We start from the raw sequence: 23,150 nt of genomic DNA, 5'->3' as shown, positions 1-23,150 counted from the left end.
AGCCGTCCTAGGACGGCCAAGAGAGGGGGAACAACTATGAAGGTAATCGATGCCCACTGTGATGCATTGAACCGGATGATGCTAAGACCGGATATCGACTTTCACAGCTCCGAGCATCTGGATGTTACGCTGGAGCGTCTGGTTGCCAGCGGCTCAGCGATGCAGCTATTTGCCGTCTACTTATCGGCTACGCTGCATAGCCCCGGCTTCCGCGAGGTGCTTCAATGCATCGATTATTTCTATACGAAGGTGCTCGCCCATCCGCAGATGCGTCATATCCGGTATGCGGGGGAATTGGCTCAGGCGGAGGCGGAAGGCAAGATCGGAGCTATGCTTACCCTGGAAGGGGTGGACGGCTTGATGGGCGATGAGCTGTACCTCCGGACCGTCTTCCAGCTCGGCGTACGCTGCATCGGATTGACTTGGAATTACGCCAATTGGGCGGCGGATGGAGTGAAGGAGCCGCGTCAGGGCGGTTTGACGCTGAAGGGGCGGCAATTCGTGAAGCAATGTGAGGAGCTCGGCATCATCCTGGATGTCTCCCATCTGACAGAGCGGGGCTTCTGGGAGCTGGCGGAGCTGAGCCCTCGCCCGTTCATCGCTTCTCACTCCAATGCCCTGGACATAGCCCCCGATCCACGAAATCTGAGCCGGGCTCAGATCGAAGCCATCCGCGACCGGGATGGCCGCATCGGGCTCACCTTCATCCCCTGGCTGGTCGATACGACTCGTCCTGCCGTCATGACCGATCTGCTTCGCCATATCGATTACGTAGCCTCGCTCGGCGGGGGACATATCCTGGGATTCGGCTCGGACTTCGACGGACTGTCGCGCAAGACCGAGGGCCTGGAGCATGCGGGCTGCTTCCCGGCTCTGGCCGAGCTGCTCGCCAGACACTACGACGATGACTTCGTCCGCGGTCTGCTGTACGAAAACTGGAGGACGTTCTTTGAGAGAAGCCTTCCGGTTTCAGTGATTTAAAATATTGTCCTCCAATACGGCGAACTTATCGCCGTATTCTTTGATAATATGGCCTTCTCCCCAGGTGCAGAGCGCATCCAAAATCGGCTTTAGGCTCCAGCCATATTCGCTCAGCTCATACTCAACCTTAGGCGGCACCTGATGATACGTAATCCGGTTCACGATCCCATCGGCTTCAAGCTCGCGCAGCTGCTGGGTTAGCATCTTTTGGGTGATGCTGGGCATGCTACGCTTGAGGTCGCTGGTCCGTTTCTTCCCGCGCGTCAAGTAGCAGAGTATGACACACTTCCACTTTCCCCCGATAACCTCCAAGGTCGCTTCCACCGTAATATTATATTTCTTTTGGGTCACCTCACTCACGCGAAGACCTCCTGTCGCTATAGGTACTTTTTAGTACCTACCGTACTTCAAAGTACGTACTAGTCAAAATCATCTGCTCCACCCATAATAGCATCTATCGGCCGACGATTTCTATACGATTAGAGGTGGTTATAGATGCTATTGGACCAAAAACGGAGTACGCTGGCGCTACTGGCTCTCGCTATCAGCGCCTATGCGATCGGAACGACCGAGTTTATCAGCGTGGGACTATTGCCCCTGATCGCCGAGAACCTTCATATATCGGTCACAACGGCCGGACTGACCGTGACGCTGTACGCGCTAGGGGTTACCTTCGGGGCTCCCGTACTGACCTCACTCACGTCAGGTGTGTCACGCAAGATGCTTCTGATCAGCATTATGATCGTCTTTATCGCCGGCAACAGCCTGGCCGCGCTATCCAATGATATCGGCGTTCTGCTAACGGCGCGCGTGATCTCTGCCCTGGCTCATGGGGTGTTCATGTCCATCGCCTCGACGATCGCCGCAGATATCGTGCCGGAGAACAAACGGGCGAGTGCGATCTCGATGATGTTCTCGGGTCTTACGGTCGCCACCGTGACCGGGGTTCCGCTCGGGACATGGATCGGCCAGCAGTTGGGCTGGCGGGCCGCCTTTATCGCTATTGCCGCCATTGGGCTGGTGGCGCTGATCGCCAATACAGCCCTGATCCCGGCTGCGCTGCGCAAGGGTATCCCGACACCTGTACGCGAGCAGGTCAAGCTGGTGACCAACGGAAGGCTGCTGCTAGCGTTTGCCATCACAGCTCTGGGGTATGGGGGTACGTTCGTCGTATTTACTTATTTATCCCCATTGCTGCACGAGATAACCGGATTCGCCGAAAGCACGGTAGCCATGATTCTGCTGATTTACGGCGTTGCGATTGCTATCGGCAATGTCATTGGAGGGAAGGCAGCCAACCACCGTCCATTAAAGGCCTTGTTCTACATGTTCGTCCTGCAGGCCATCGTGCTGCTGGTGCTGATGTTTACGGCCCCATTCAAAGCGGCGGGCCTGATCACGATCTTCTTCATGGGCCTGCTGGCTTTCATGAATGTACCCGGGCTGCAGATCTATGTGGTCATGCTAGCCGAGCGATTTGCCCCTGGCGCACGTGATGTGGCTTCGGCCGTCAATATTGCAGCGTTCAATGCGGGGATCGCCATCGGCGCTTTCCTGGGGGGTGTGGTGACGGATTCCATAGGCCTCATTCATACGACCTGGATTGGGGCGGTCATGGTATTCGCAGCCGTACTGCTGACCGGATGGAGCCGCGCTCTGGAACGGAAGGACAGCCGTACACCCTCTAAGCCCGCTCAGACAGGTAGGTCCTAACTGCCTACCGTTCATTAAGTTTTTAAGATTGACCCTACAACATTACACTTCATGGAGGTTATTGATATGACAACCCATCTGCAAGCAACGGTTACTTTGAACAATGGAAAGGCTATGCCTTGGTTCGGTATCGGCGTATTTAAAGTCGCAGACGGCTCTGAGCTCGTCGATGCCGTCAAGGCCGCAGTCGCTCACGGCTACCGCAGCATCGATACAGCCGCGATCTATGACAATGAGCGCAGCGTAGGCCAAGCGATCCGTGAAGCCCTGCAGGAAACAGGCCTCTCCCGCGAAGATCTATTCATCACATCCAAGGTATGGAACGCCGATCTTGGATACGAAGCGACCCTCGCAGCTTATGAGACCAGCCTGGAGAAGCTGGGGCTGGACTATCTGGACCTATACTTGATTCACTGGCCTGTCGCCGGCAAGTACAAAGAGGCTTGGCGCGCGCTCGAAACCTTGTACAAGGCTGGCCTTGTCAAAGCCATCGGCGTCAGCAACTTCCAGATTCATCACCTGGAGGACTTGCTGAAGGATGCCGAGATTAAGCCTGTGATCAATCAGGTCGAGCTTCATCCGCGGCTCAGCCAGCAGGCCTTGCGCGATTTCTCCGCAGAGCACGGCATTCAGATCGAAGCATGGTCTCCCCTGATGCAGGGCCAGCTGCTGGACAACCCGGTGCTGCAGGAAATCGGCGCCCGCCACGGCAAGTCGATAGCTCAGGTCATCCTGCGCTGGGATCTGCAGCATGGCATTGTAACGATCCCGAAATCCACCAAAGCCCACCGGATTGTCGAGAACGCCTCCGTATTCGATTTTGAGCTGACGGCTGATGAGATGGCCCGGATCGATGAGTTGAACCAGAATCTGCGGGTCGGACCGGACCCGGACAACTTTGATTTCTAAGCTGGACCTCGGGCATAAAAATGCTTAACCAAAAAAACACCAGCTCCCTGGATGGGGGCTGGTGTTTTTTGGCTATAGCCTCTAAACAACAAGCGGAACGTGCAACCCTGCAACATTCCGTCTGCTGGCTTATCGTCCGGAGCGCTTTATGCGCCCTGGGATCTTTGAATTTGCTTGCTGCGCAGCTGGCCGCACGCCGCATCGATATCCGTGCCGTGCTCCAGCCGGACGCTGCAGCTGATGCCCTGCTTCTTCATCGTATCGTAGAAAGCCAGAATGGCCTCTTTGTCACTCCGCTGGTACTGGCTATGCTCATCCACCGGATTATACGGAATCAGGTTGACATTGACCGACGACTTGCGGTCGCCGATCAGCTCGGCCAGCTCCAGCGCATGCTCCCGCTGATCGTTCACCTCGCGGAGCAGGATGTACTCCAGCGTTACCCGCCGCTTCGTCTTGGACAAGTAGTAGTCGATAGCCTCCATCAGCTTCTCGATCGGGATCGCCCGGTTGATCTTCATAATTCTCGTGCGCAGCTCATTGTTCGGCGCATGGAGGGAGATCGCGAGATTCACCCGCAGGTCCGAATCCGTAAATTCCACGATCTTGCCAGCCAGGCCGCTGGTCGAAACGGTAATATGCCGGGCGCCGATAGCAAGTCCCTTATGGTCCTTGACGACCCGGATAAAGTTGGACATATGGGTATAGTTGTCGAACGGCTCTCCGATGCCCATCACGACGATGTGGCTGACCCGATCACCGGGATGCGACTGGTCCAGATGATGCTGGACCTTCATGATCTGACCGACGATCTCGCCGCTCGTCAGATCCCGGCTCTTGGCGAGCAGTCCGCTCGCACAGAAGCTGCAGCCGATATTGCAGCCGACCTGCGTCGTCACACAGACGGACAGCCCGAATTTGTGCCGCATCAGCACCGTCTCGATCAAGTTGCCGTCCTCCAGCTTGAACAAAAACTTGACCGTGCCGTCCTTGGACTCCTGCTTTACATGCTCGGTCAGCGTCTGGATCGCAAAATGCTCAGCCAGCAGCTCCAGACATGCAGGATGTACATCGGTCATCTCGGCAAATTCGGAGACCCGCTTGCGGTACAGCCCGTCCCACACCAGTTCGGCCCGGGACTTCTTATGTCCGTGCTCCTTGAGCCATCCGGTCAGTTGTTCTAAAGTTAATCCATATATGGATGGTTTATTCATCATGATCCTCTTTTCAATGCACTGACATTCATTCGTTGGCGCGGCTAGCGCCAAATCCGCTCCTTCCATTGTCCCAAAATTACAAGGGGAACACAAGGGGCGTTTTCAACCCCGCTACCGGCAAATTCAGGATCTTGAGACTTGTAGAGAGAGCGCAGCCTGTTAAAAACTCCTTGAATTAGTGAAAAAGACGCAGTCGCTTCGCTAAAGGCGAGCAACTGCGTCTTTTTGTATTAGGTACGCCGTGTCATCTGGATACGACGAATAATCTCCTGCTCTTTCCGGTTGTTCAGGTTCTCAACCCGCCTGTTCAAAAAGATGGCATCGATCCAGCTCCAAGCCACGGATCCGATCAGCATACTGATGGAAAACCACAGTAGGAATTGGCCAAGTCCTCCCAAGCTATCCTGACCGGCCAATACAAGAATCATCACAATCGGCGCTACGCTCGTAGAAAGCATCCAGGATGCATAAACGTAGTTTTCCGTGTAGAATCTGTGCGCTCCAAAGAACGACATCAGCGCCCAAAGCCCCCAAGCTGCTTCTTTGGACTTTCGCAGCTTGAGCATTTCAGCTTCTAGTATGCCCAACTCTTCCAATGTAAACGAACGTTTCTCTTGAATATTATCCATCATGCTATTGACTTAACCTTGCATAGCAGCCCTTGAATTTGCTTCTGCACGGTTGATCAGCCGAAGCTCAGAGAGAACCTCGTTCTCGATCCTTTCATTGGAGTCGCGGATCATGCCGGACAGCAGGAACAGGTCGATCAATGTCCACAATCCAAATCCTCCGAGCGTAAATAACATAAGCACTCCGGTTCCGGTTTTGCCGAGATAAAAACGATGACCACCCAAGGCACTTGTGAAAAACCAAAGCAACCAGGCAACCCCATTTGATTTTTGCCTCTTGCTCATTTCGGATGCAAGCAGTTGAAGCTGCTCCGATGTCAAACTTTGCTTCTGCAACAATGACGACATGTAAATAAAACTCCTTTTTAATAAAGTTATCCATATTATACATGCAATAGTTTCCAATTTAAAGAGGGAGTTTTCACTTTTTTGTCACAAAATATGCTCATTTACCTATTCCCGAGTACCCAACTCCGCTAAATTTAAGCGAAACGGACTGAAAATTTTCCTGAATTTAGTTCTTTATAGACCTGTATTTATACGTTTAGAGACTATTCAAGGAAACAGTCGCATCCGCTAAACCTCCTACAGGGCAACAAAAGAGAGTAACGTCCTGTCTTTGTCGGCAGACATAGGGACTACGCAGGAGGATCTCCCTGCCTGCACAGCCGCAGCGACTCTTCCCAGGTCGCGGCCAGGTGTTCGACATCGTCCTCGCCAAGTCCGCTGCCGATCTGAATTTCAATCATATCCAGCGCAGTGACCGCACGCACGCCATGCTTCGCCCCGCAGGGGATTTGCAGCACATCCCCCTGCTGAATGCTGTAGATCTGCCCGTCCAATAACAGCTCTCCAGCTCCTCCGGCTACGGTCCAGATTTTCTTCCGCCTGCGGTGGAGGCCATAGCTGGTATGCTTCCCAGGATGCACCTCCAGCTTGCGGGTGCTCACCTCAATCCCGGCCTCGGTTACCAACTGGTCCAGCACCCGGCAGGAGCCCCAGCGCTTCTCCTCATACTTGATCGTCTGCGGGAAGCCGGACAGCTTCTCCTTGATCCGGCTCGCATGCTGCTTGCTGGCGACCAGAATACCGTCCGGACTGGCGGCCACGATGATATTCGGGACATCGATCACCTGAATGGGGGCGGCCAGCTCGTTGACCACATGGGTGTTCACCGAATCCTCGGAAATCTGTCCGGGCCCGGTAACGTTGCTCTCCACATAGCTGGTCATCGCCTCCCAGCTGCCCAAGTCACGCCAGGTCCCGTTATAGGGAATGACAGCCGCCCGGCTGGCTTTCTCCACAACCTCCTGATCGAATCCAAGCTCAGGAAGACGCTCATAGCGACCCAGCAGCTCGCCGTGATCCAGAGGCAGTCCTTTCTTGGCCAGCTCCGCGAGCATGAAACGCAGAGAAAAGGCAAACACACCGCAGTTCCAAAGGGCATTCGCCTGGATCAGCTTGGCGGCTTCGCGTTCCTCCGGCTTTTCGACGAAACGGGTTACCATACGGTAGACGGTCCCGTTGTCCGTCCCGGCTGCAGGTACGATATAGCCGAACTGGTCGGACGGCTGCTGCGGGGACGTTCCGAGCAGAGCCACCTGAGCACCGGATTCGGCTAGCACCTGCGGGAAGACATGCAGCAGCCCAAAAAATGACGAGTCCGCAAAGGAATCGACCGGCAGGACGCAAATCGTTTCATCCGGATCGGCTTGCCGCCCGGTATGCATAGAGGCGGCAGCCAGGGCAATCGCCGTAAAGGTTCCCCGCTTGAACGGCTCGCTAATAACGGGGATCTGCTCGCCAACATGGTTGCGGATCATCCCGACTTGACTGTCATGGGCCACAATGGAGGTAGCAGCTAGCAGCCCTACCGCTTCGAGCTGACGACAAACCCGCTGAATCATCGATTCGGGGCTCCCGTCATCCGCCCGCAGCAGCTTCAAAAATGCCTTCGATCTGATTTCATTGGATAGCGGCCATAGTCTTTTCCCGGAGCCGCCGGACAACAGCACGATCCGCAAGTTGTATTCCTCCTCTGGCACAGGCGGGCAGTCCGGGCTTAGTTGGCGGACCGCATGACCTGTTCTACAGCCTTCTTCAGTGCAATCCCCGCCCGGCTCCAGGAGTGCTTCCGCATATCCAGCCTGCCCTGGCGCCCCTTTTCCCGGCATAGCTGGGGATGCTTGTAGGCTGTTCTCATCTGTTTTTTCAACGCCCCGAGATTCGGCTCGGCCCAGAGCTGCCCCTGTTCGGCAAACAAATGCCGGAATTGGCGCGAGATCGAATGTCCGTTTTTCATGCTGACTGTGGGACTCTGGAGCCGGTAGGACACGAGAAATGAGTTTTTGCCGGTCAGGAAGTCCATCTGGCCGCCCCAGCCCGTCGCGATGACCGGTGTGCCGCTCGCCAGCGATTCGAGGAAGGGAAGCCCCACGCCCTCGCCACGCGTAGGAAGCACGAAGGCCTTCCCGCGGGTATAAATTCCTTTCAGCCGATCCGGGGACAGCTTGCCGGCCAGCACGATGACCGGAGCGGTAGCTTTGCGGATGCCCAGCTTGGCTTTATAGCGCTGGATGGCTGCTCGGATCCAGGTCTGATTTTCGTAAGCGGCGTACCCGTTCGTCTTGATCAGCAGCAGTACAGGATCCGCTGCGGAGAACTCCTCCCAGTAGGCCCGGAGCAGCGCTTCGGGATTTTTCCGGTGCTGGAAGCCGAATACGGATACAAAGACGAACCTCCCCTTCGCCTCCCGCAGCGGCATCTTCCGGTTATCCGGCTTGAACCGGGCGGTATCTACGCCATGCGGCACGATGAAGATGGGACGCTTGACCCCGCTGTCCCTCAGGGCCTTCCGGTTCTGGTGCGAGGGTACGCATACCGCATCGAACTTGTTCATATACGGCACCCACCGCTTGGGGAAACGGCTGGTCTCCCAGACCGTATTGAGAATAATGCGGTCGAACCTCTTCCTTTCTTCCGCAAAATTGATCTTGGTCGGTACGTGATGGAAGATAAGAATTCTTCTCTTCCCCCCCTTGCCCTTTCGCGAAGCGGGAAGCTCCGAGCTTCCCAGGACCACATCAACACCTTGCCTTCTCAGCGCTTGCACGTAGGCTCTGCTCGCGATCCCGAGACCGCTGGATCGCTGAACAGGCCCCTTCCAGACCACTTGATAGGAAGTCATCCCCGCGCCGCCTTCGAGCCTCGGGCATAGGCCTTCCGCTCATGGAAGGATACCGATCTGTACGTTCTCGCCAATTCGCGGCTTCTCGATGCGGACAGCTTGGCAACACCGGTGTGGAGGCTCCTGTTCAAGGCTGGCTTTAGCAGGAGTTTGCCCGGATACGTGGAGTGGATAAAGTTACCATAGGTTTCAAACTCGGAGAAGGCAAACTGCTTCGACTTGTTCATGCTGCGCAAAATCGCGTGATACCAGCTCGTACGGTGCCTCGATGCGATTGTTTTCTTCAGCTCGGCCATCTTCTTCCTCTCGAACAACATGTAATGGGTGACGAAGGACGAGGACGAAGAACGCTTGCGCCCCATGAGCTTCCGGTACGTCTTGAAGTATTCCGGCTGACTCCAATTCCGGCAGTAAAACACGGTCTTCTCTCCGGACAGGAACACATGCGGCCGGATCAATACCGTATCGGCATCGATCACGAGGTAATACTTGGAGGAGCACAAGGTGTCACCACAGAATTTCAGCATCTGCTGAAAGAGCCAGCCCGACCGGTCCCACGTCCGCGAGCTGTAGTGCATATCCTTCTTGGTCAACGGGAACACGGTGTTCTCATCGACAAACCGACAGCCTTTCCTGCGGCACAGCGCGATAATCTTTTCCTTGCGCGGAGATACAATCAGAATCTCGCCGATGGGATGCTTCACATATTTTCTTACGGCATCTATGACGTGAGGAAGTGTCCGTAAATCCTTCTCGATCGCAGGAATGAGGATATCGATCTTCGTCCTGCTGCTGCCTGAATGGCTGGAGGGAGCCGCCGCCATCTTTTCATCTCCCTTGTGCAAAGTGTTTGCATTAGGATATGTCGGGGGCGAGAGGATGGCATGGGCCAAAAAGAGGGGTAAAACGTCCAAAAGCCTGTCCTGATAGCCTTGTATGACCCGGAAGCCGCACACTATAATGAGGTGTGGCTGTATAATTTGTAAATATGTGCAAGATCGGAGGGTTCGCCATGAACTGGAAGGAACATCATCTGAAAAATTCAGCCCGATGCCATAAATAAATCAGAAGGCCACCCCATGTGATTGAGCGGCCAATAAGCCTCCGCAGATCATCCGTTTTTTTGTAATCTGGAGCTTCTGAAAAAAATGAACTTCATACCAATCCCACCCAGTGCAAAGAAAAGCAGGCTCCAGCCAGGATGAATCGTAAGAACGGGCAACGGATCTTGAACATACCGTTGGATCAGAACACTGATGATAATCACGGAGAAAATAGCCACAAAGATGAGCCAGTTAAAGGGCATTCTCCCTTGCTGAAAGGATGACTTCTTCACAATCCTAAGAACAGCGCTAACAAGGAGAATCGTTATTAGCATTTGAAGCATGATTGAAGACAGCTGGATCCGACTAGCCGCCTCAAGAGAGTCTCCGGACAACAGCTTAATCATCCCCTGGATGGCCAATGTTAGAAACACCCAGGTTAGCGAGCTCCAGATCATCAGAGACCATGTAGACAGCCTCTCCCGCGGACCGGGCTTGGGCAGTTGTTCGAGCAGCTCGCGCCCGTATTGCTCAGGGTCATCCCCGAATACCTCCCTAGCCAGTCGCCCCTTCGTCTGTGCTTCCAGCGTATGCTGCAGCATTTCCAGCAGCAGCTCCTCGGCTTTCACCTGATCCATATTGCTGGAGCGGATATAGACAAGCAGCCCCTCATAATAGACTCTATTCTCCGCGTGGAGAAGCACCCGCAATCTATTATTCTCTTGAATCATGTCCTGAAGGTTCATACTTTCTCATTCTCCCTTCGCCAATATCGAATCAACACTTGTCTTCAGTTGATGCCAATGGCTGCCGAACTGCTGCAGCACATCTCGGCCAGCGTCCGTAAGCTTGTAGTACTTCCGCGGCGGCCCTCCGGACTTGGCATCCGTCTTGAGGTAGCCGGTAATCCATTTTTCTTTCTGCATACGCAGCAGCAAAGGGTAGATGCTCCCTTCACTGACGAATGAAAAACCGTTCTCCTCCAGCAATACCGATAACTCGTAGCCGTACACCTCCCGCTGGGAGATCAGATGAAGGATGCAGCCCTCTAGGATGCCTTTTAACATCTGGCTATAGGTGGATATGTTAATTTCTCCCTTCCAACTAACTTGCATTACAATATAGTTGGTTAAAAAATTGCAACTACCTTGTTATATAACATAGTATCGGATCATCCACTTATTGTCAATCTACGTTGAGGGTTTGAGACTTGGCTCTTTGTAAATGGACGCACCTTCCAGGAAAAAGGTATACTGATCGTAAACTCCTGATCAGAAGGCGAGGCGGTTTCATGCAGAAGAAAGTCGTGTTGGCCGGCGGTACGGGTTTTATCGGACGGTATCTGGAGGATAAATTTGTACAGCTGGGCTACGCCGTCGTTCATATCTCCCGTCAGCCCGGACATATCGGGTGGAGCGACACGGACGGTATTGTAGATGCCTTGGAGCAGGCTGAGCTGCTGATCAATCTGGCGGGGAAGTCGGTAAATTGCCGATATAACGAGAGAAACAAGGAAGAGATTCTAAAGTCCCGCACGGAAACAACGGAAGCGCTGGGCCGCGCCTTGTTGGCCTGCCAGAGCCCGCCGCCGCTGTGGATCAACTCCAGTACAGCTACCATCTACCGCTATGCGGAGGATCGGCCTATGACGGAGGAGCACGGAGAGCTGGGCTCGGGCTTTTCCGTTGACGTGGCCAAAGCCTGGGAGCAGGCGTTCTTCGCCTTCGACCTCCCGAAAACCCGGCAAGCGGCGCTGCGGATCGCCATCGTCCTCGGGCCAAATGGCGGGGTGATGACCCCTTACCGGAATCTGGTCCGGTTCGGACTCGGCGGTGTTCAGGGATCGGGCAAGCAGAAGTTCAGCTGGATTCATGTCGAGGATCTGTACCGGATCATTCTGTTCCTTCAGGGACAAGAGGATCTCAGCGGGGTGTTCAACTGCTCGTCGCCGAACCCGGTCACGAACCGCGAGCTGATGCAGCTGCTTCGGGAGACGATGAACCGCCGAGTTGGCTTGCCCGCAACCAAGTGGATGCTGGAAATCGGCGCCTTTCTGCTGCGGACAGAGACGGAGCTGATCGTGAAGAGCCGCTGGGTGATCCCCGAGCGGCTGGAGCGTGAAGGGTTTACCTTTACTTTCCCTAAGCTGGAGGATACCTTGCAGGATCTGCTGGAGGAAGCTGCCGTCGGATCGGAGGCCCGTCGATCATGACCTCAGTCCGGCCTACAACGGCAGACCGGCCTCCAGCCGGGCCAGCGCCTCATCCAGCAGCTTGGCGAAATCAGCCTCGGGATGCTCGGCATAATACAGCATGACCGATATGTTGACCCCGATGACGGCCCCGGCCAAGGCGTGAACCGCCGGGTCATCCGCCATACAGCCAGTGCGCTTGGCGACCATCTCCGTGATGACCTGAAGGGTCCCGGTCAGGTTGTTCAGCATCCCGGCCCTCAGCTCCGGAACGCTCATAATGAGCCGGTTGCGCTCGCTTATCGTCGCGAGCTCCTCGGCAGACAGGTTTGCCGTCCCTGAGACCATGGCATTCCGGATGGCCTGGAGCGGCGTCAGTCCGGGCGGCTGGCTTTCAAATGAAGCTATGAGCAGAGGGTCGTAATTGTCGCGAATCACGACATCCTCCTTGGTCGCAAAGTAACGGAAGAACGTGCTGGGGGAGATTTCCGCGGCCTCCGCAATCTGTTCCACGGTCGTGGCGTTATATCCCAGCTCGCGAAAAAGCCGCAGCGCGTTCATCTGAATCGCTGCCATGGTCTTGGCTTTTTTACGCTCACGCAAGCCCATGATCCGTTGATTCTCTGATGGCACTTTGTCCACTCCCTCATCTATATGGGCTGAAGTCTGCATTCAGTGTATATAATTACCGGGGAAGCGTCAATTCCCCGGCAAGCAGACCGTTACTCCCTCCCGATTGCCCCTTTTCCCGCGAAAACCGGTAGGTTTCGTTTGAGAAACTGTTGAAGCCGCGCCCATTCCTCAAGTCCCAAGCCCGCTAGCCAGCGCTTGCCCTCGCCCGTAGGGTCTGCCGCTAGGACGGCCTCGATCATCTCCACGCTCAGGATTTCCTGCGGCGATATCAGTAACCCGTTCACCATCATATATTTTTGAAACAGCTCCATACGGCGTCCCCCCACGGCCAGCTTCCGGTACAAGTCCAGATAAGTCTGAGCGAAGGCAATTCCCTCCGGCGAGTAGGCGCCTGTGTAGGTTACACCCGGCCAGCACAGATCGGATACGGTCGTTAGCCACCAGGCAGGTTCGATCGCTACCTGCATCTGCTCGAAGACTTCACGTTCCCATCCGCCACTCCGACCCGGGCCGCGCCCGCGCAAGTACCGCCCGAGGATCTCCGCTTCGATCGCGGCGACGGTGATGCCTTGCCCGTAGATCGGGTCGAAGTTGCACAAGGCATCCCCTACCGCCAGCAATCCTGACGGCCAACGCTCCATCTGCTCGAAGCGCTGGCGGAAGCATTCGGGTACGCGGTATCCCCTCGGCGGCCCTAGAGGCTCGCAGTCCTGCAGCACTTCGGCAAGAATCGGATCGTACAACTCCGCAAGCTCCTGCTCGTACAGCTCCGCATCCGTAGACGGATACCGCTGTCCGCCTGCGCAATAGAGCACAACCTCCACCTTGTTTCCCTCGATCGGGCCGAACACGCCTGTACCTCTGCCTTGCGCAGGGATGCCTTCAACCAGAATGACGCTCCAACGGTCAGCCACATGTCCGGGCATCCTGTAGAGACGCGTGCTGTAGCCCAGCGAGGTGGCCAGCCGCTCCGGCTCCGGCACCTCGTATCCGGCTGCCTGAAGCCATCTGGCCAGCTTGGAGGAACGTCCGCTTGCATCGACCACCAGATCAGCCTCGATCGCTGCCGACTGCCTCTCCCCTCCCCTTTCACGGAGGAGGACCCCCGTAACCTCACTCTGGTCGGTAGTCATCTGCAGACCGGTCACCTCCCATCCCGCCAGCAGTCGTATATTCGGAATCACCTGAATCCGCCGGCGGAACGCCCACTCCAGCAACGCTCTGGTGCAGACGGCATCCTGCCGGTCCGTCACCTCCAGCGTCCCGTACGGACTGATGGAGCGTATCGTTTTCCCCTCTCTGGAGAAAGCTCCGTAGGTGAGCAGTTCCTCCATCCACCCCGGAAACAGCTCACTTAGAATCATCTTGCCCCTCGGCAGCAGCCGGTGAGGATGATAAGCCTGAGGCGTACCCGCCCGGTTCTCCGGGCCAGCCGGGAACTCGTCGCGGTCCACGATGAGGACCTCCTCGAACTCATCGGCCAGCACGCGTGCAGCGAGCATCCCGGCCATGCTGCCCCCCATCACGACGGCCTTGCCCTGCTTCTTCGCTTGAACATCCACTTATGATCGCATCCTTCCAAGTTTAATAATGACATATTATATCAAATGATAGTAACTGTCATTATTTTTCTTGGGTAAAGGGCGAAACAACAACAAAGGCCACCCGTTGAACGGATGGCCCAGACTAGAAGGAACGCAGACTGACCCCGCAGCAATCGCACTTGGAAGGGTCTAGCACAGGGCGAAAAGTCCAAAAAGGACATCCTCAGCAGGATGCCCTTAGCTAACTAGCGATTCTGATAGACTAGACTATAGACTAAGCCCTGATTTCTAGCAGCTCGTACTTGAGAATGCCCATCGGCGCATTCACGCTGATGATATCGCCTACTTTTTTACCGATCAGCTCTTTGCCCAGAGGGCTCTCATAGGAGATCTTGTTCTCCGCTACATTGGCTTCAGCCGAACCGACTACCCGGTATTCGATCTTCTCGGCGAATTCGATATCATTGAGGGTGACGACAGAGCCTACGGACACTTCATTCCGGTTCAGGCTATCTGCTTGTACAACCTTGGCGTTTTTCAGCATGCGCTCCAGTACCAGGATACGGGTCTCCATGAAGGCCTGGTCATCCTTGGCCGAGTGGTATTCGCTATTCTCCTTCAGGTCACCGTAGCTGATCGCTACCTTCAACCGCTCAGCCAGCTCCTTGCGCTTGACGGTCTTGAGCTCCCGGAGCTCCTCTTCTACCTTATCCAAGCCTTCCTGCGTCAAAATGATTTCCTCGTTGCTCATACGTCCACTCCCATTTCTCCATCATCGTACTAGTGTACCCTAAACCGGGACGAATTGTAACCGTCCTGATTAAATTGCCAGGTACCTTACGATGCATGTCAGGGATACCCTCACTCTAGCATGGCGAGATAGAGGCTTATTCGGACCCGTTATTCGAAAGAGTCGGGATAAGAAGCCAGGAAGCGGAGCATCTCGTCAGGAAGATCCCACTTGAAGACGGAGGTCAGTACCGGGTCCCGGAAGAACGAACGGACAACGTTCAGATTGAAGGCCGCGGAGTAGGGTTCAAAGAGAGCGTTCTGTTGTCCCGCCTGCAGTCTCTGCAGATCGGCTGCTTGAGCTGGGGCTTCCTTGGCAAAATCAAAATCGGCCATCCTGATCATTGCCCTCTCCCCATGGCGAGCTGTCATCGCATGAAGCTCCATGCGCTCCAGATCGTATACAAGGCTGAACACCGTGTCCTCTCGCCGGGCGGCAGCAAGAGCCTCATACGCTTGGTCCACCCTCCTACCCCCGTCCCACTGGGTCTGTACACGATCGGCAATAATCCGGAACCGTTCCATGGAGTTCCGTTCGTAGTCTCCCTTAGACGGAGCTTTCTCACCTCCCACTCTACTTGACTGAGCGGCTTCTGCATAAGCCGTATTCGTCAAGATAGGAAGCTCGCCTAGTTCACGGTGAACCACGCACTTGCCTTGAAGACATTCAACGATAGCCCGGTCGCCGCTGCGGTCAGCTAAGAGGTAATGCAGCTTCGAGGTGCTTTGATCGATACGAACAGCAAGCGCTGCCTCCAAGGCCTCCCCCACCGTGCTGCAAGTATCCAGCAGATACTGCATCCAGGCCAGTTCACCGAGCGCAGGCCGGTCATCTGCCCCCGGGTATTCGGTTCCCCACAGCGTCGTTTGCTCCACGACGAGCCCCGCTTCATTGATCCCGCCATTCGGACTTTCTTTGCCGACCTGTGAGACGGTTAAGCTTCCATAGGCCGATATCCAACCAGCCGGAACCACGGGAGGCCGCATCAGAGCCGTTTTACGCAGTCCACGCTGGTTGGTAAACAGGTATACATTCGGATACATGACATCCTGATTTTTACCGACCAGATGGATACCAGGCTGCCGAATCTGAAAGGCTGTGCTCATGACGGCGACCTCCGTTCCTTCCATAGCAGCTCAAGCTCCTCCAGATTGCCCTGCTCAAGACGACTCAGAAATGCGTCGCACACCTGGTAAACCCGCTCGTCTTCCTGCTGGATGATGGCTGTCAGTCTGGCGACCAAGGCGTGATTTCTTTTTTCCTGCTGAAGCCTAGCCAGCTTCTCCTCATAAGCCTCTGCATCCGCTTCTTGACCATCTCGATCGAGCTGTTGCTGCAAAAATAAGATCTGCACGTCCGCCTTGGCTTCGGGAGTGAGATCTCGCAAATAGTAGTTCCCATCCACGAGCCAATCAGCCTCGATGTGGAAATAGTCGGCAATGAGCTGAAGCCGCTCTCTAGGCACAGGGCGGCGCTTCTTGACCCAATCACTGAACTGCTGGGGGGTCAATCCTACGGCCTTGCAGACATTCGTATACGATACCTGATGAATCAGTGCTACATATTGCAGGATAGTCAGCGTAGGGTCTACCTCATGATTTTTCATATCTATCATCCTTTATTGACGTAAAATATGTCAATGTCATTTTCTTCATTATATCATTGACGTATTATATGTCAACAACTCGCAGGCTTCGCCACCTTCATGAGCGTAGGCGGCAGATCTACACCAGCCTATGATCACCTAACTCCTCACCGGCCCGCTTCCTCGTCCCGCAATCCGAAGCGCTCCTGGTACTGACCCGGCGTGCACCCCGCGTATTTCTTGAAGATTGAAATGAAGTATTTATAATCCTTAAACCCCACATCCGCGGCGATCGTGTAGATTTTCCCCTCTCCGCGCTTGAGCATATCCATCGCCCGCTGAATCCGGTACCGGTTCAGGAAGTCATTGAACGTATAGGTCGTCTCGCTCTTGAATTTCTGGTTCAAGTAGGTGGCGCTGAGCCCCAGATGATCGACGACATCCTGCATACTGATCTTGTCGGCATAGTGCTCCTGCACGTAATCCAGCATCTTCGCGACATAACGCGATGATTTGCCAGGCATCTTCATCAAGGAGGCATACATCTCCTCGTCCCCGCCCGAGCTCGTGCTAAGCATCGCTTCGTAGCTCTTCTTCATCTGGACCTGCTGCTTGGCCCGCTCCAGGGCGCTGAGCAGCTGCTCCTGCTCCAGCGGCTTCAGCAGATATTCCGTAACGCCAAGGCCGATGGCCTGCTTGGCCAGCCGGAACTCATCATAGCCGGACAAGATAATATAGCTGCAAGCATCGGCTGAAGCATTGCGCTCAATCATGGTGATGCCGTCCATCAGCGGCATATTCACGTCCACGATCACAATATCCGGCTTGAGCGCCGCGATTTGCTGCAGGCCCGCTTCCCCGTTCTCCGCCTCGCCGACCACGATGCACCCGGCTTGCAGCCAGTCGAAGGTATAGCGCAGACCCTTGCGGAGCAACTCCTCATCCTCTACCAGCAGCACTTTGAACATAAGCATTCTCCTCTCCGCAAGGGACGATAATCCGCACGGTGGTCCCTTCTTCCCATCGGCTTTCGATCTTAACGCCGTAATCTTCCCCATACATCAGGACCAGCCGCCGATGCAGGTTATGGAGTCCGATATGCGGTGTGCGGTTGTCCGGGTCGTGCATGAAGGCGCGCACCTGCTGCAGCCGCTCGTCGCTCATCCCTCCGCCATCATCCTTCACCTCAATCACCAGATCGGGACCCTGGGTATAGCCGGTCACCGAGACGGCCAGGCTTTCCTTCTGCTTGTACCCGTACTTGATGGAATTCTCGATGATCACCTGCAGCATCAGCCGCGGTACAAGCGCATCCAACGCTTCCTCGCTCACCTCTACAGTATATTGAAGCCGGTCCTTAAACCTCATCTGCTGCAGCTTCAGATAATCCGCAATATAATTCAGGTCATCCCTCAATCTGACGGTAGTCCCTTCCGTGCTGATGCTGTACCGCAGCAGCCTTGAGAGAATCAGCACAATGTCCTGGGCCAGCTTGCTGTCCACGACAATCGCATAGCGCAGTGTCTCCAACACATTGAACATAAAATGCGGATGAAATTGCGATTGCAGCTGCTTCACCTCGATCACCCGCTGAAGGTCGGAAAGCTCGGTGTTGGTAGCCAGCAATTCGTTCAGCCGCCTCAGCATCATGTTATACTGATCCGATAACGTCTCGAACTCGTCGCCGGTCTTGATATGCACATAGGACTGCATATTGCCGGACTGCAGCTCCTGCACCGCATACAGCAGCTTATCGATGGTGCGGGTATGCCGGATAGAGATGATGCGGGCCAGATATTGAATCAGAAACCAGAGCAATACGCTTGCCAGCGTAAGGAAGACCGCCAGAGACAGATACGTGTAGTTCTTCAATTGAATCGCGCTGAGCGTATAGATATGCCACTGCACGGACGGAATCAACGTCTCGCTGCTGTAATACTTGCCCTTGGCGATCCATACATAGCCGTTGGAATCGCTTTCCAAACTATACTTATTCAGCAGCCCGCGGGCAATATTGTTCGTCGTTGCAATGATCGTGTGATGCTGATCGGTCACCACGGCAATTTCATTATTTTGCACGAAAATCAGCTTCTGCAGGTCCTCTTCGTACAGCTGGTAAATCAAATACCCGGCAAGCTCTCCCTGGCTGCGGATCTCCTTGGCGAAGGTGTAGGTCGTATACCGGTCATGCGAGAACCGGATATGGTTCGTTTCGGTGAGTGATGCCATTTGATTCCTGGACATCCGCAGCGCAATCGCTTTCAGCGCCTGATCGGTGGCCTCCGAGCTGTAGTTGGCCGATGAAGCGAGAATATTCCCATCCTTGTCGAGAATATGCATGATGCTCTTCACCTTCTGCCGGTTGTTGAAATCATAGAACGCTTCGTACACAGGAGGACTGTCGCGGCGCGTACGGGTGAAGTCGATGACCTGCGGATTGTCCGCCATCCGGATCATCTCCTCATAATACGAACGGTAAACCGCTTCCAACGAAGTCCGAATTTCTTCACCGGCATCCTTCGTCTGATTGATGAGCATGAAGCGTGCGTTCACCACGGTAAATAGAAAAAACAGAACGAACAAAAGCGAGATCGGCACAAAGGTATAGAGAAGAAACATCCGGCGTATCGAATCCTTGAAGTTGCGCTTATGAGCCACGATCTTTCCCCTCTTCCGCCGGGCCTGACAGGCCGGTCTCTCCCTATGGTAGCCGATCCGGCCATACCGGAACAACTTGAAAAAAAAGCCGGTTCCGCTTGACGCGGGACCGACAGGGTTACATCGTAATTTCTTTCTTGCCTGACAGCTTGAAGAAGATCAGCAGCGATACGACGGTGATCACCGTCAGCAGCGTTGACAACGCCGCGGCGACACCATAGTTGCCCCGGACGACCTCCGTATAGACGGCGACCGTCATCGTCTTCGTATTGCCCGTGTACAGAATAATCGAGGTGCTGAGCTCCGTGATGATGCTGATCCAGCTCAGGATCGCGCCAGCGACAACACCCGAGAGCATCATCGGCACCGTGATGCGGAAGAAGGTTTTCATCGTCGAAGCCCCCAGGCTGATGGCTGCCTCCTCAATGCTGTCATTGACCTGGTGCAGCACCGCCGCACTGGAGCGGATCGTATACGGCAGCCGCCGGATAACGAAGGCGATGATCAGGATGACGGCCGTACCGCTCAGCACAAGCGGCTGCTTGTTGAACGTGACCAGCAGAGCAATCCCAAGAATCGAGCCCGGTACAATATACGGCAGCATCGTGAACGTATCCAGCAGATTGGCCACCGCGCTCTTGCGCTTGACCGTCGCATAGGCGATCAGCACCGCGGCGAAGGTAATGATAATAATCGTGACAGCCGCCAGGAAAAACGTATTGTAGATCGAATCCCCTACCTTGGAGAAAGCGGCGCGGTAGCTGTCGAGCGAATACCCGTCCACGAAAATTTTACCGGAGGTCTTCTGAAAGGATGTATAGGCCACGTACACCTGCGGCATCATCGCCACAGCCGTGAACAGATATACATACGCGTGGGCGGCGAAGTTCGCCCATCCCTTCCGCTGCTTGGGCTCAATCGGATTGAGTGCGCTCATGCTGTAAGACTTACGGTTCGCGATATACTTCTGCAGCAGGAACACCGCTGTTGCAAACACCACGACAATTACGCTGATCGCCGCCGCGAAGCCGTCGTCACCGCCGACCTCGCTGATAAATTCATTGAAGATCAGCACCGGTACCGTCCGGAAGCCCTCCCCGATCAGCATCGGCGTTCCGAAGTCGGCAAATGCCCGCATGAAAACCAGCAGTCCGCCCGCCAGCAACGTTGGCGTGATCAGCGGAACCAGCACCTTCCACATCTTGCGCAGACCAGTGCAGTTCATGCTTTCCGCCGCTTCCATCAAGGAATTGTCAACATTGTTCAGCGCGCCGGAGACATACATGAAGATCAGCGGCGACAGCTGCAGGGTGAGCACGATCAGGATGCCGGTGAATCCGTAAATATCCGGCATTTTCAATCCAAGGACCTGATCCATGAACTTTGTAATGACCCCGCTCCGGCCCAGCAGCAAGATCCAGGCGTACGCCCCGATGAACGGCGCGGACATGGAGGAGATCAGGATCAGGATGCGGACGGTCGAGCTGCCCTTGATCTTAATCGTCGACATGATATAAGCCAGCGGTCCGGCTACGATCATGGATAATATCGTGACGGATACCGTCACCTTGATGCTATTCCACACCGCGTTCATATAATAGGCTTTGCTGAAAAACTTCTGGAAGTACGCCAGTGAGAACGCTCCGGTCGTCCCATCGAAGAAGCTCTTGATCAAGAGCATGAACAAGGGAAGCGCCAGGAACACGATATATACTAGAAAGATTGCGGCTGTAATGTAGCTCCAGACATCTCCCCGTCTCATCCGGCCGATCATAGGCTGGCTCCTTGCGGGGTCAGGTTGATCTCACCGGAGGCATCATAGACGTTGATGGCACGGGTATTGATCTTGAGCCGGACGCTCTCCCCTTGCTTGATAATGCCGCTCATTGCGGACTGCTGGATAATCTCCACCTGCTGCCCGCTCTCCAGCTGTACGAAGAGATGCGTATTCAGACCCAGGAACACGCTGCTGACCACCTTACCGGAGAGTCCCTCCCCGTCTTCGGACAGTATGAATTCCTCCGGACGGACCGACAGCTTCACGAATTGTGAGCTGAGTCCCGTTCCGTCCATCGCAAGACTTGGCAGCTGCTCGGTATAGCCGCTTCCCAGCTCCAGCCGGGCGGAGCCATCCGGGGAAGCCGACAGCTTGGCGTCCAGAATGTTCGTGCGCCCGATGAAGGTCGCCACGAACAGGTTCGCCGGACGCTGATAGATCTCGCGAGGCGTGCCGACATGCTGGATGACGCCGCCCTTCATCACCGCGATCCGGTCGGACACGGCCATCGCCTCTTCCTGATCGTGCGTGACGTAGACCGTCGTGATGCCGACTTCCTGCTGGATGTTCTTGATTGCGTTACGCATATCGACGCGCAGCTGGGCATCGAGGTTGGACAGCGGCTCATCCATCAGCAGCACATCCGGCTTGATGACGATCGCACGGGCCAGCGCCACGCGCTGCTGCTGTCCGCCGGACAAGTTCTTGGGCATCCGGTCCTTGTAAGCCTCGATCTGGACCACCTTCAGCATCTCCTGCACGCGCTGGCTGATCTCGGCCTTGCCGGTCTTGCGGTTCTGGAGCCCGAAGGCGATATTTTCCGTAACACTCAGATGCGGGAAGATCGCATAGTTCTGGAACACCATACCGATATTGCGCTTGCCCGGGTCCATCTGATTCATCACCCGGTCGTTGAACTCGAGGGTGCCGCCCTCGATGCTGTTGAACCCGGCGACCATCCGCAGCAGCGTCGTCTTGCCGCAGCCCGAAGGCCCCAGGAGGGTGAAGAACTCACCCTTCTGGATCGTGAGCGACAGCTCCGGGATCACCACGGTATCTCCGTACTTCTTGACGATATTCTTAAAGGATATAGCAACGCTCATGCTGTTACACCTGCTTCCTGCTTATTGCAATTACTTGGACAAACTTGTGAACAAGGTCGTGTAGCGCTCTACGATCTCTTTCTTGTGACTGCCCACATATTCCGTATCTTCTTGAATGACTTTAATCTGATCGATCGGCTTCATGAAGCTGCCAATTTGGGCATCCTTGCGGAGCGGACGGTTGGTGGTTTGTTGGCCAAGCGCGTCCTGTCCTTCCTTGGAGATGATAAAGTCGATAAATTTCTTGGCGTTATCCTCATGCTTGGCGCCCTTCACCACACCTGCGCCCGCTCCCAGGAAAACTGCACCCTCCGAAGGATATACGACGCGTACAGGGGCTCCATCCTTGACATAGCTGACAGAAGGATCTTCATACGTGAGCGCGACCACATACTCGCCGTCCGCGACGCTCTTATGCGCCTTGCTGGAGCTGCCGGCGACTTTGCCGCCGAGATTCTTGATCAGCTCGCCCACATACTTCCAGCCCGCTTCGGACGTATAATCCCCGCCCATCGCCTTGAGCATATTCGTCAGCTGTGCGAACGCCGAGCTCGAGTTGGCCGGATCGGCCATCGCAATCTTGCCCTTCAGCTTCGGATTGAGCAGATCAGCATAGCTATTGATCGGAATATCGCCCGCCAGCTTGGTGTTGACGAGCAGCACGCTTCCGTCCGATACATAAGAGGTCATGAAGCCGGATGTATTCCGGTGACCTTCGAGCAGAGCGGAATCATTGGAAGATACGTAATTCTGGAAAATATCCGCATTTTCCTTATAAAGCGCATACGCGCCGCCGAACATAACATCCGCATACGGATTAGCCTTCTCGGACTGAATCCGCTTGAGCAGCTCGCCGCTGCCTGCGGAGACAAGCTCCACCGTGATACCTGTTTGTTTCTCGAATATCGGGATTAACGCATTGATCATAGCCTCACTATTCGGTGTATACACAACCAGTTTATTCGAGCCTGCAGCCTTCTCATTGCCCTTCGTATTGGAATCGGGACTCCCACAAGCCGCCAACAAGCCAACTAGTAACGTAACAATAACTGACACCTTGAACCACTTTCTCATCTGTATGTCACCCCTCATCTGGATATATCATTATTCTAACAACTATGAAACCGTTTTAAATCCTAAAATACAAAAATATCATCTAAAATCCTTAACTAAATCTGCCCCTGCGTCAT

Annotated in this window: 23 protein-coding genes; 4 read left to right on the top strand and 19 right to left on the bottom strand. The window is 54.9% G+C overall.

Features of this window, described 5'->3' with window-relative positions; translation table 11 throughout:
• Positions 1-36: 36 nt before the first annotated feature.
• Positions 37-981, top strand: coding sequence for a dipeptidase (locus WMW72_RS14380; RefSeq protein ID WP_341416180.1), 945 nt, complete (start codon positions 37-39; stop codon positions 979-981).
• Here the strand turns inward: WMW72_RS14380 and WMW72_RS14375 are convergent.
• The gene (locus tag WMW72_RS14375; RefSeq protein WP_341416284.1) at positions 970-1,332 is read right to left on the bottom strand and encodes a winged helix-turn-helix transcriptional regulator; all 363 of its coding nucleotides are present in this window, start codon (positions 1,330-1,332) and stop codon (positions 970-972) included. The two genes, WMW72_RS14380 and WMW72_RS14375, sit on opposite strands and share 12 nt — an antisense overlap.
• Before the next feature lie 144 nt (positions 1,333-1,476).
• On the opposite strand from WMW72_RS14375, the gene WMW72_RS14370 reads away from it, so the two are divergent.
• Together WMW72_RS14370 and WMW72_RS14365 are read left to right on the top strand one after the other, a co-directional pair.
• The gene (locus WMW72_RS14370) at positions 1,477-2,694 is read left to right on the top strand and encodes an MFS transporter (RefSeq protein ID WP_341416179.1); all 1,218 of its coding nucleotides are present in this window, start codon (positions 1,477-1,479) and stop codon (positions 2,692-2,694) included.
• A gap of 66 nt (positions 2,695-2,760) precedes the next feature.
• The gene (locus WMW72_RS14365; RefSeq protein WP_341416178.1) at positions 2,761-3,603 is read left to right on the top strand and encodes an aldo/keto reductase; all 843 of its coding nucleotides are present in this window, start codon (positions 2,761-2,763) and stop codon (positions 3,601-3,603) included.
• Between the two features lie 146 nt (positions 3,604-3,749).
• Here the strand turns inward: WMW72_RS14365 and rlmN are convergent, their stop codons facing one another.
• From rlmN to WMW72_RS14325, 8 genes are all read right to left on the bottom strand, one after another.
• Positions 3,750-4,817, bottom strand: coding sequence for a dual-specificity RNA methyltransferase RlmN (gene rlmN / locus WMW72_RS14360; protein ID WP_341416283.1), 1,068 nt, complete (start codon positions 4,815-4,817; stop codon positions 3,750-3,752).
• 233 nt (positions 4,818-5,050) lie between these two features.
• Positions 5,051-5,452, bottom strand: a complete 402-nt coding sequence (locus WMW72_RS14355) for an NINE protein (protein WP_341416177.1) — start codon at positions 5,450-5,452, stop codon at positions 5,051-5,053.
• 9 nt (positions 5,453-5,461) lie between these two features.
• On the bottom strand, positions 5,462-5,785 hold the full coding sequence (locus WMW72_RS14350; RefSeq protein ID WP_341416176.1) for a TM2 domain-containing protein: 324 nt from the start codon (positions 5,783-5,785) through the stop codon (positions 5,462-5,464).
• A 302-nt stretch (positions 5,786-6,087) separates the two neighbouring features.
• Positions 6,088-7,464: a sugar phosphate nucleotidyltransferase gene (locus WMW72_RS14345; protein ID WP_341416282.1), complete on the bottom strand. Its 1,377-nt coding sequence runs from the start codon at positions 7,462-7,464 to the stop codon at positions 6,088-6,090.
• Positions 7,465-7,511: 47 nt separating this feature from the next.
• Positions 7,512-8,636 carry a glycosyltransferase family 4 protein gene (locus WMW72_RS14340; RefSeq protein ID WP_341416175.1) on the bottom strand — a complete coding sequence of 375 codons (1,125 nt, stop codon included), beginning with the start codon at positions 8,634-8,636 and terminating at the stop codon, positions 7,512-7,514.
• On the bottom strand, positions 8,633-9,460 hold the full coding sequence (locus WMW72_RS14335) for a DUF6492 family protein (RefSeq protein WP_341416174.1): 828 nt from the start codon (positions 9,458-9,460) through the stop codon (positions 8,633-8,635). Before WMW72_RS14335 ends, WMW72_RS14340 begins: the two co-directional genes overlap by 4 nt.
• A 287-nt stretch (positions 9,461-9,747) precedes the next feature.
• Positions 9,748-10,425, bottom strand: coding sequence for a DUF1129 family protein (locus tag WMW72_RS14330; protein WP_341416173.1), 678 nt, complete (start codon positions 10,423-10,425; stop codon positions 9,748-9,750).
• Between the two features lie 6 nt (positions 10,426-10,431).
• Entirely contained in the window at positions 10,432-10,746 is a 315-nt protein-coding gene (locus WMW72_RS14325) for a PadR family transcriptional regulator (RefSeq protein ID WP_341416172.1), read from the bottom strand.
• A 224-nt stretch (positions 10,747-10,970) separates the two neighbouring features.
• On the opposite strand from WMW72_RS14325, the gene WMW72_RS14320 reads away from it, so the two are divergent.
• Positions 10,971-11,891, top strand: coding sequence for a TIGR01777 family oxidoreductase (locus WMW72_RS14320; protein ID WP_341416171.1), 921 nt, complete (start codon positions 10,971-10,973; stop codon positions 11,889-11,891).
• A gap of 12 nt (positions 11,892-11,903) precedes the next feature.
• Here the strand turns inward: WMW72_RS14320 and WMW72_RS14315 are convergent, their stop codons facing one another.
• The 10 genes from WMW72_RS14315 to WMW72_RS14270 all read right to left on the bottom strand — a co-directional run bounded on the left by WMW72_RS14315 (position 11,904) and on the right by WMW72_RS14270 (position 23,034).
• A complete protein-coding gene (locus WMW72_RS14315; protein ID WP_479724852.1) occupies positions 11,904-12,503 on the bottom strand; it encodes an acyl-CoA-like ligand-binding transcription factor in 600 nt (199 codons plus the stop codon).
• 89 nt (positions 12,504-12,592) lie between these two features.
• On the bottom strand, positions 12,593-14,065 hold the full coding sequence (locus WMW72_RS14310) for an NAD(P)/FAD-dependent oxidoreductase (RefSeq protein WP_341416170.1): 1,473 nt from the start codon (positions 14,063-14,065) through the stop codon (positions 12,593-12,595).
• A 256-nt stretch (positions 14,066-14,321) separates the two neighbouring features.
• On the bottom strand, positions 14,322-14,798 hold the full coding sequence (gene greA / locus WMW72_RS14305; RefSeq protein WP_341416169.1) for a transcription elongation factor GreA: 477 nt from the start codon (positions 14,796-14,798) through the stop codon (positions 14,322-14,324).
• A 149-nt stretch (positions 14,799-14,947) separates the two neighbouring features.
• Entirely contained in the window at positions 14,948-15,967 is a 1,020-nt protein-coding gene (locus WMW72_RS14300; RefSeq protein ID WP_341416168.1) for a linear amide C-N hydrolase, read from the bottom strand.
• Entirely contained in the window at positions 15,940-16,443 is a 504-nt protein-coding gene (locus tag WMW72_RS14295) for a helix-turn-helix domain-containing protein (protein ID WP_341416167.1), read from the bottom strand. The genes WMW72_RS14300 and WMW72_RS14295 overlap by 28 nt, the downstream gene beginning before the upstream one ends.
• 146 nt (positions 16,444-16,589) lie before the next feature.
• Positions 16,590-17,390 carry a response regulator transcription factor gene (locus tag WMW72_RS14290; protein ID WP_341416166.1) on the bottom strand — a complete coding sequence of 267 codons (801 nt, stop codon included), beginning with the start codon at positions 17,388-17,390 and terminating at the stop codon, positions 16,590-16,592.
• The gene (locus WMW72_RS14285) at positions 17,362-19,080 is read right to left on the bottom strand and encodes a sensor histidine kinase (RefSeq protein ID WP_341416165.1); all 1,719 of its coding nucleotides are present in this window, start codon (positions 19,078-19,080) and stop codon (positions 17,362-17,364) included. The genes WMW72_RS14290 and WMW72_RS14285 overlap by 29 nt, the downstream gene beginning before the upstream one ends.
• 118 nt (positions 19,081-19,198) lie before the next feature.
• Positions 19,199-20,854: an ABC transporter permease gene (locus tag WMW72_RS14280; protein ID WP_341416164.1), complete on the bottom strand. Its 1,656-nt coding sequence runs from the start codon at positions 20,852-20,854 to the stop codon at positions 19,199-19,201.
• Positions 20,851-21,960, bottom strand: coding sequence for an ABC transporter ATP-binding protein (locus tag WMW72_RS14275; RefSeq protein ID WP_341416163.1), 1,110 nt, complete (start codon positions 21,958-21,960; stop codon positions 20,851-20,853). Before WMW72_RS14275 ends, WMW72_RS14280 begins: the two co-directional genes overlap by 4 nt.
• Before the next feature lie 30 nt (positions 21,961-21,990).
• Positions 21,991-23,034, bottom strand: a complete 1,044-nt coding sequence (locus tag WMW72_RS14270) for an ABC transporter substrate-binding protein (RefSeq protein WP_341416162.1) — start codon at positions 23,032-23,034, stop codon at positions 21,991-21,993.
• Between the last annotated feature and the right edge of the window lie 116 nt (positions 23,035-23,150).

This window comes from Paenibacillus filicis, from assembly GCF_038070315.1.
Taxonomy (GTDB): Bacteria; Bacillota; Bacilli; order Paenibacillales; family NBRC-103111; genus Paenibacillus_G; species Paenibacillus_G filicis.
The sequence above is the reverse complement of the archived record's forward strand: the minus strand, read 5'-3'. Positions and strand labels throughout refer to the sequence as shown.

Excerpts from the sequence above, each read along its gene's own strand:
- WMW72_RS14280 (WP_341416164.1), bottom strand. The coding sequence starts at position 20,854 with ATGATCGGCCGGATGAGACGGGGAGATGTCTGGAGCTACATTACAGCC.
- WMW72_RS14275 (WP_341416163.1), bottom strand. The coding sequence starts at position 21,960 with ATGAGCGTTGCTATATCCTTTAAGAATATCGTCAAGAAGTACGGAGAT.
- WMW72_RS14320 (WP_341416171.1), top strand. The coding sequence starts at position 10,971 with ATGCAGAAGAAAGTCGTGTTGGCCGGCGGTACGGGTTTTATCGGACGG.
- WMW72_RS14325 (WP_341416172.1), bottom strand. The coding sequence starts at position 10,746 with ATGTTAAAAGGCATCCTAGAGGGCTGCATCCTTCATCTGATCTCCCAG.
- WMW72_RS14300 (WP_341416168.1), bottom strand. The coding sequence starts at position 15,967 with ATGGAAGGAACGGAGGTCGCCGTCATGAGCACAGCCTTTCAGATTCGG.
- WMW72_RS14295 (WP_341416167.1), bottom strand. The coding sequence starts at position 16,443 with ATGAAAAATCATGAGGTAGACCCTACGCTGACTATCCTGCAATATGTA.
- WMW72_RS14330 (WP_341416173.1), bottom strand. The coding sequence starts at position 10,425 with ATGAACCTTCAGGACATGATTCAAGAGAATAATAGATTGCGGGTGCTT.
- WMW72_RS14370 (WP_341416179.1), top strand. The coding sequence starts at position 1,477 with ATGCTATTGGACCAAAAACGGAGTACGCTGGCGCTACTGGCTCTCGCT.
- greA (WP_341416169.1), bottom strand. The coding sequence starts at position 14,798 with ATGAGCAACGAGGAAATCATTTTGACGCAGGAAGGCTTGGATAAGGTA.
- WMW72_RS14270 (WP_341416162.1), bottom strand. The coding sequence starts at position 23,034 with ATGAGAAAGTGGTTCAAGGTGTCAGTTATTGTTACGTTACTAGTTGGC.
- WMW72_RS14365 (WP_341416178.1), top strand. The coding sequence starts at position 2,761 with ATGACAACCCATCTGCAAGCAACGGTTACTTTGAACAATGGAAAGGCT.
- WMW72_RS14355 (WP_341416177.1), bottom strand. The coding sequence starts at position 5,452 with ATGATGGATAATATTCAAGAGAAACGTTCGTTTACATTGGAAGAGTTG.
- WMW72_RS14290 (WP_341416166.1), bottom strand. The coding sequence starts at position 17,390 with ATGTTCAAAGTGCTGCTGGTAGAGGATGAGGAGTTGCTCCGCAAGGGT.
- WMW72_RS14380 (WP_341416180.1), top strand. The coding sequence starts at position 37 with ATGAAGGTAATCGATGCCCACTGTGATGCATTGAACCGGATGATGCTA.
- WMW72_RS14335 (WP_341416174.1), bottom strand. The coding sequence starts at position 9,460 with ATGGCGGCGGCTCCCTCCAGCCATTCAGGCAGCAGCAGGACGAAGATC.
- rlmN (WP_341416283.1), bottom strand. The coding sequence starts at position 4,817 with ATGAATAAACCATCCATATATGGATTAACTTTAGAACAACTGACCGGA.
- WMW72_RS14340 (WP_341416175.1), bottom strand. The coding sequence starts at position 8,636 with ATGACTTCCTATCAAGTGGTCTGGAAGGGGCCTGTTCAGCGATCCAGC.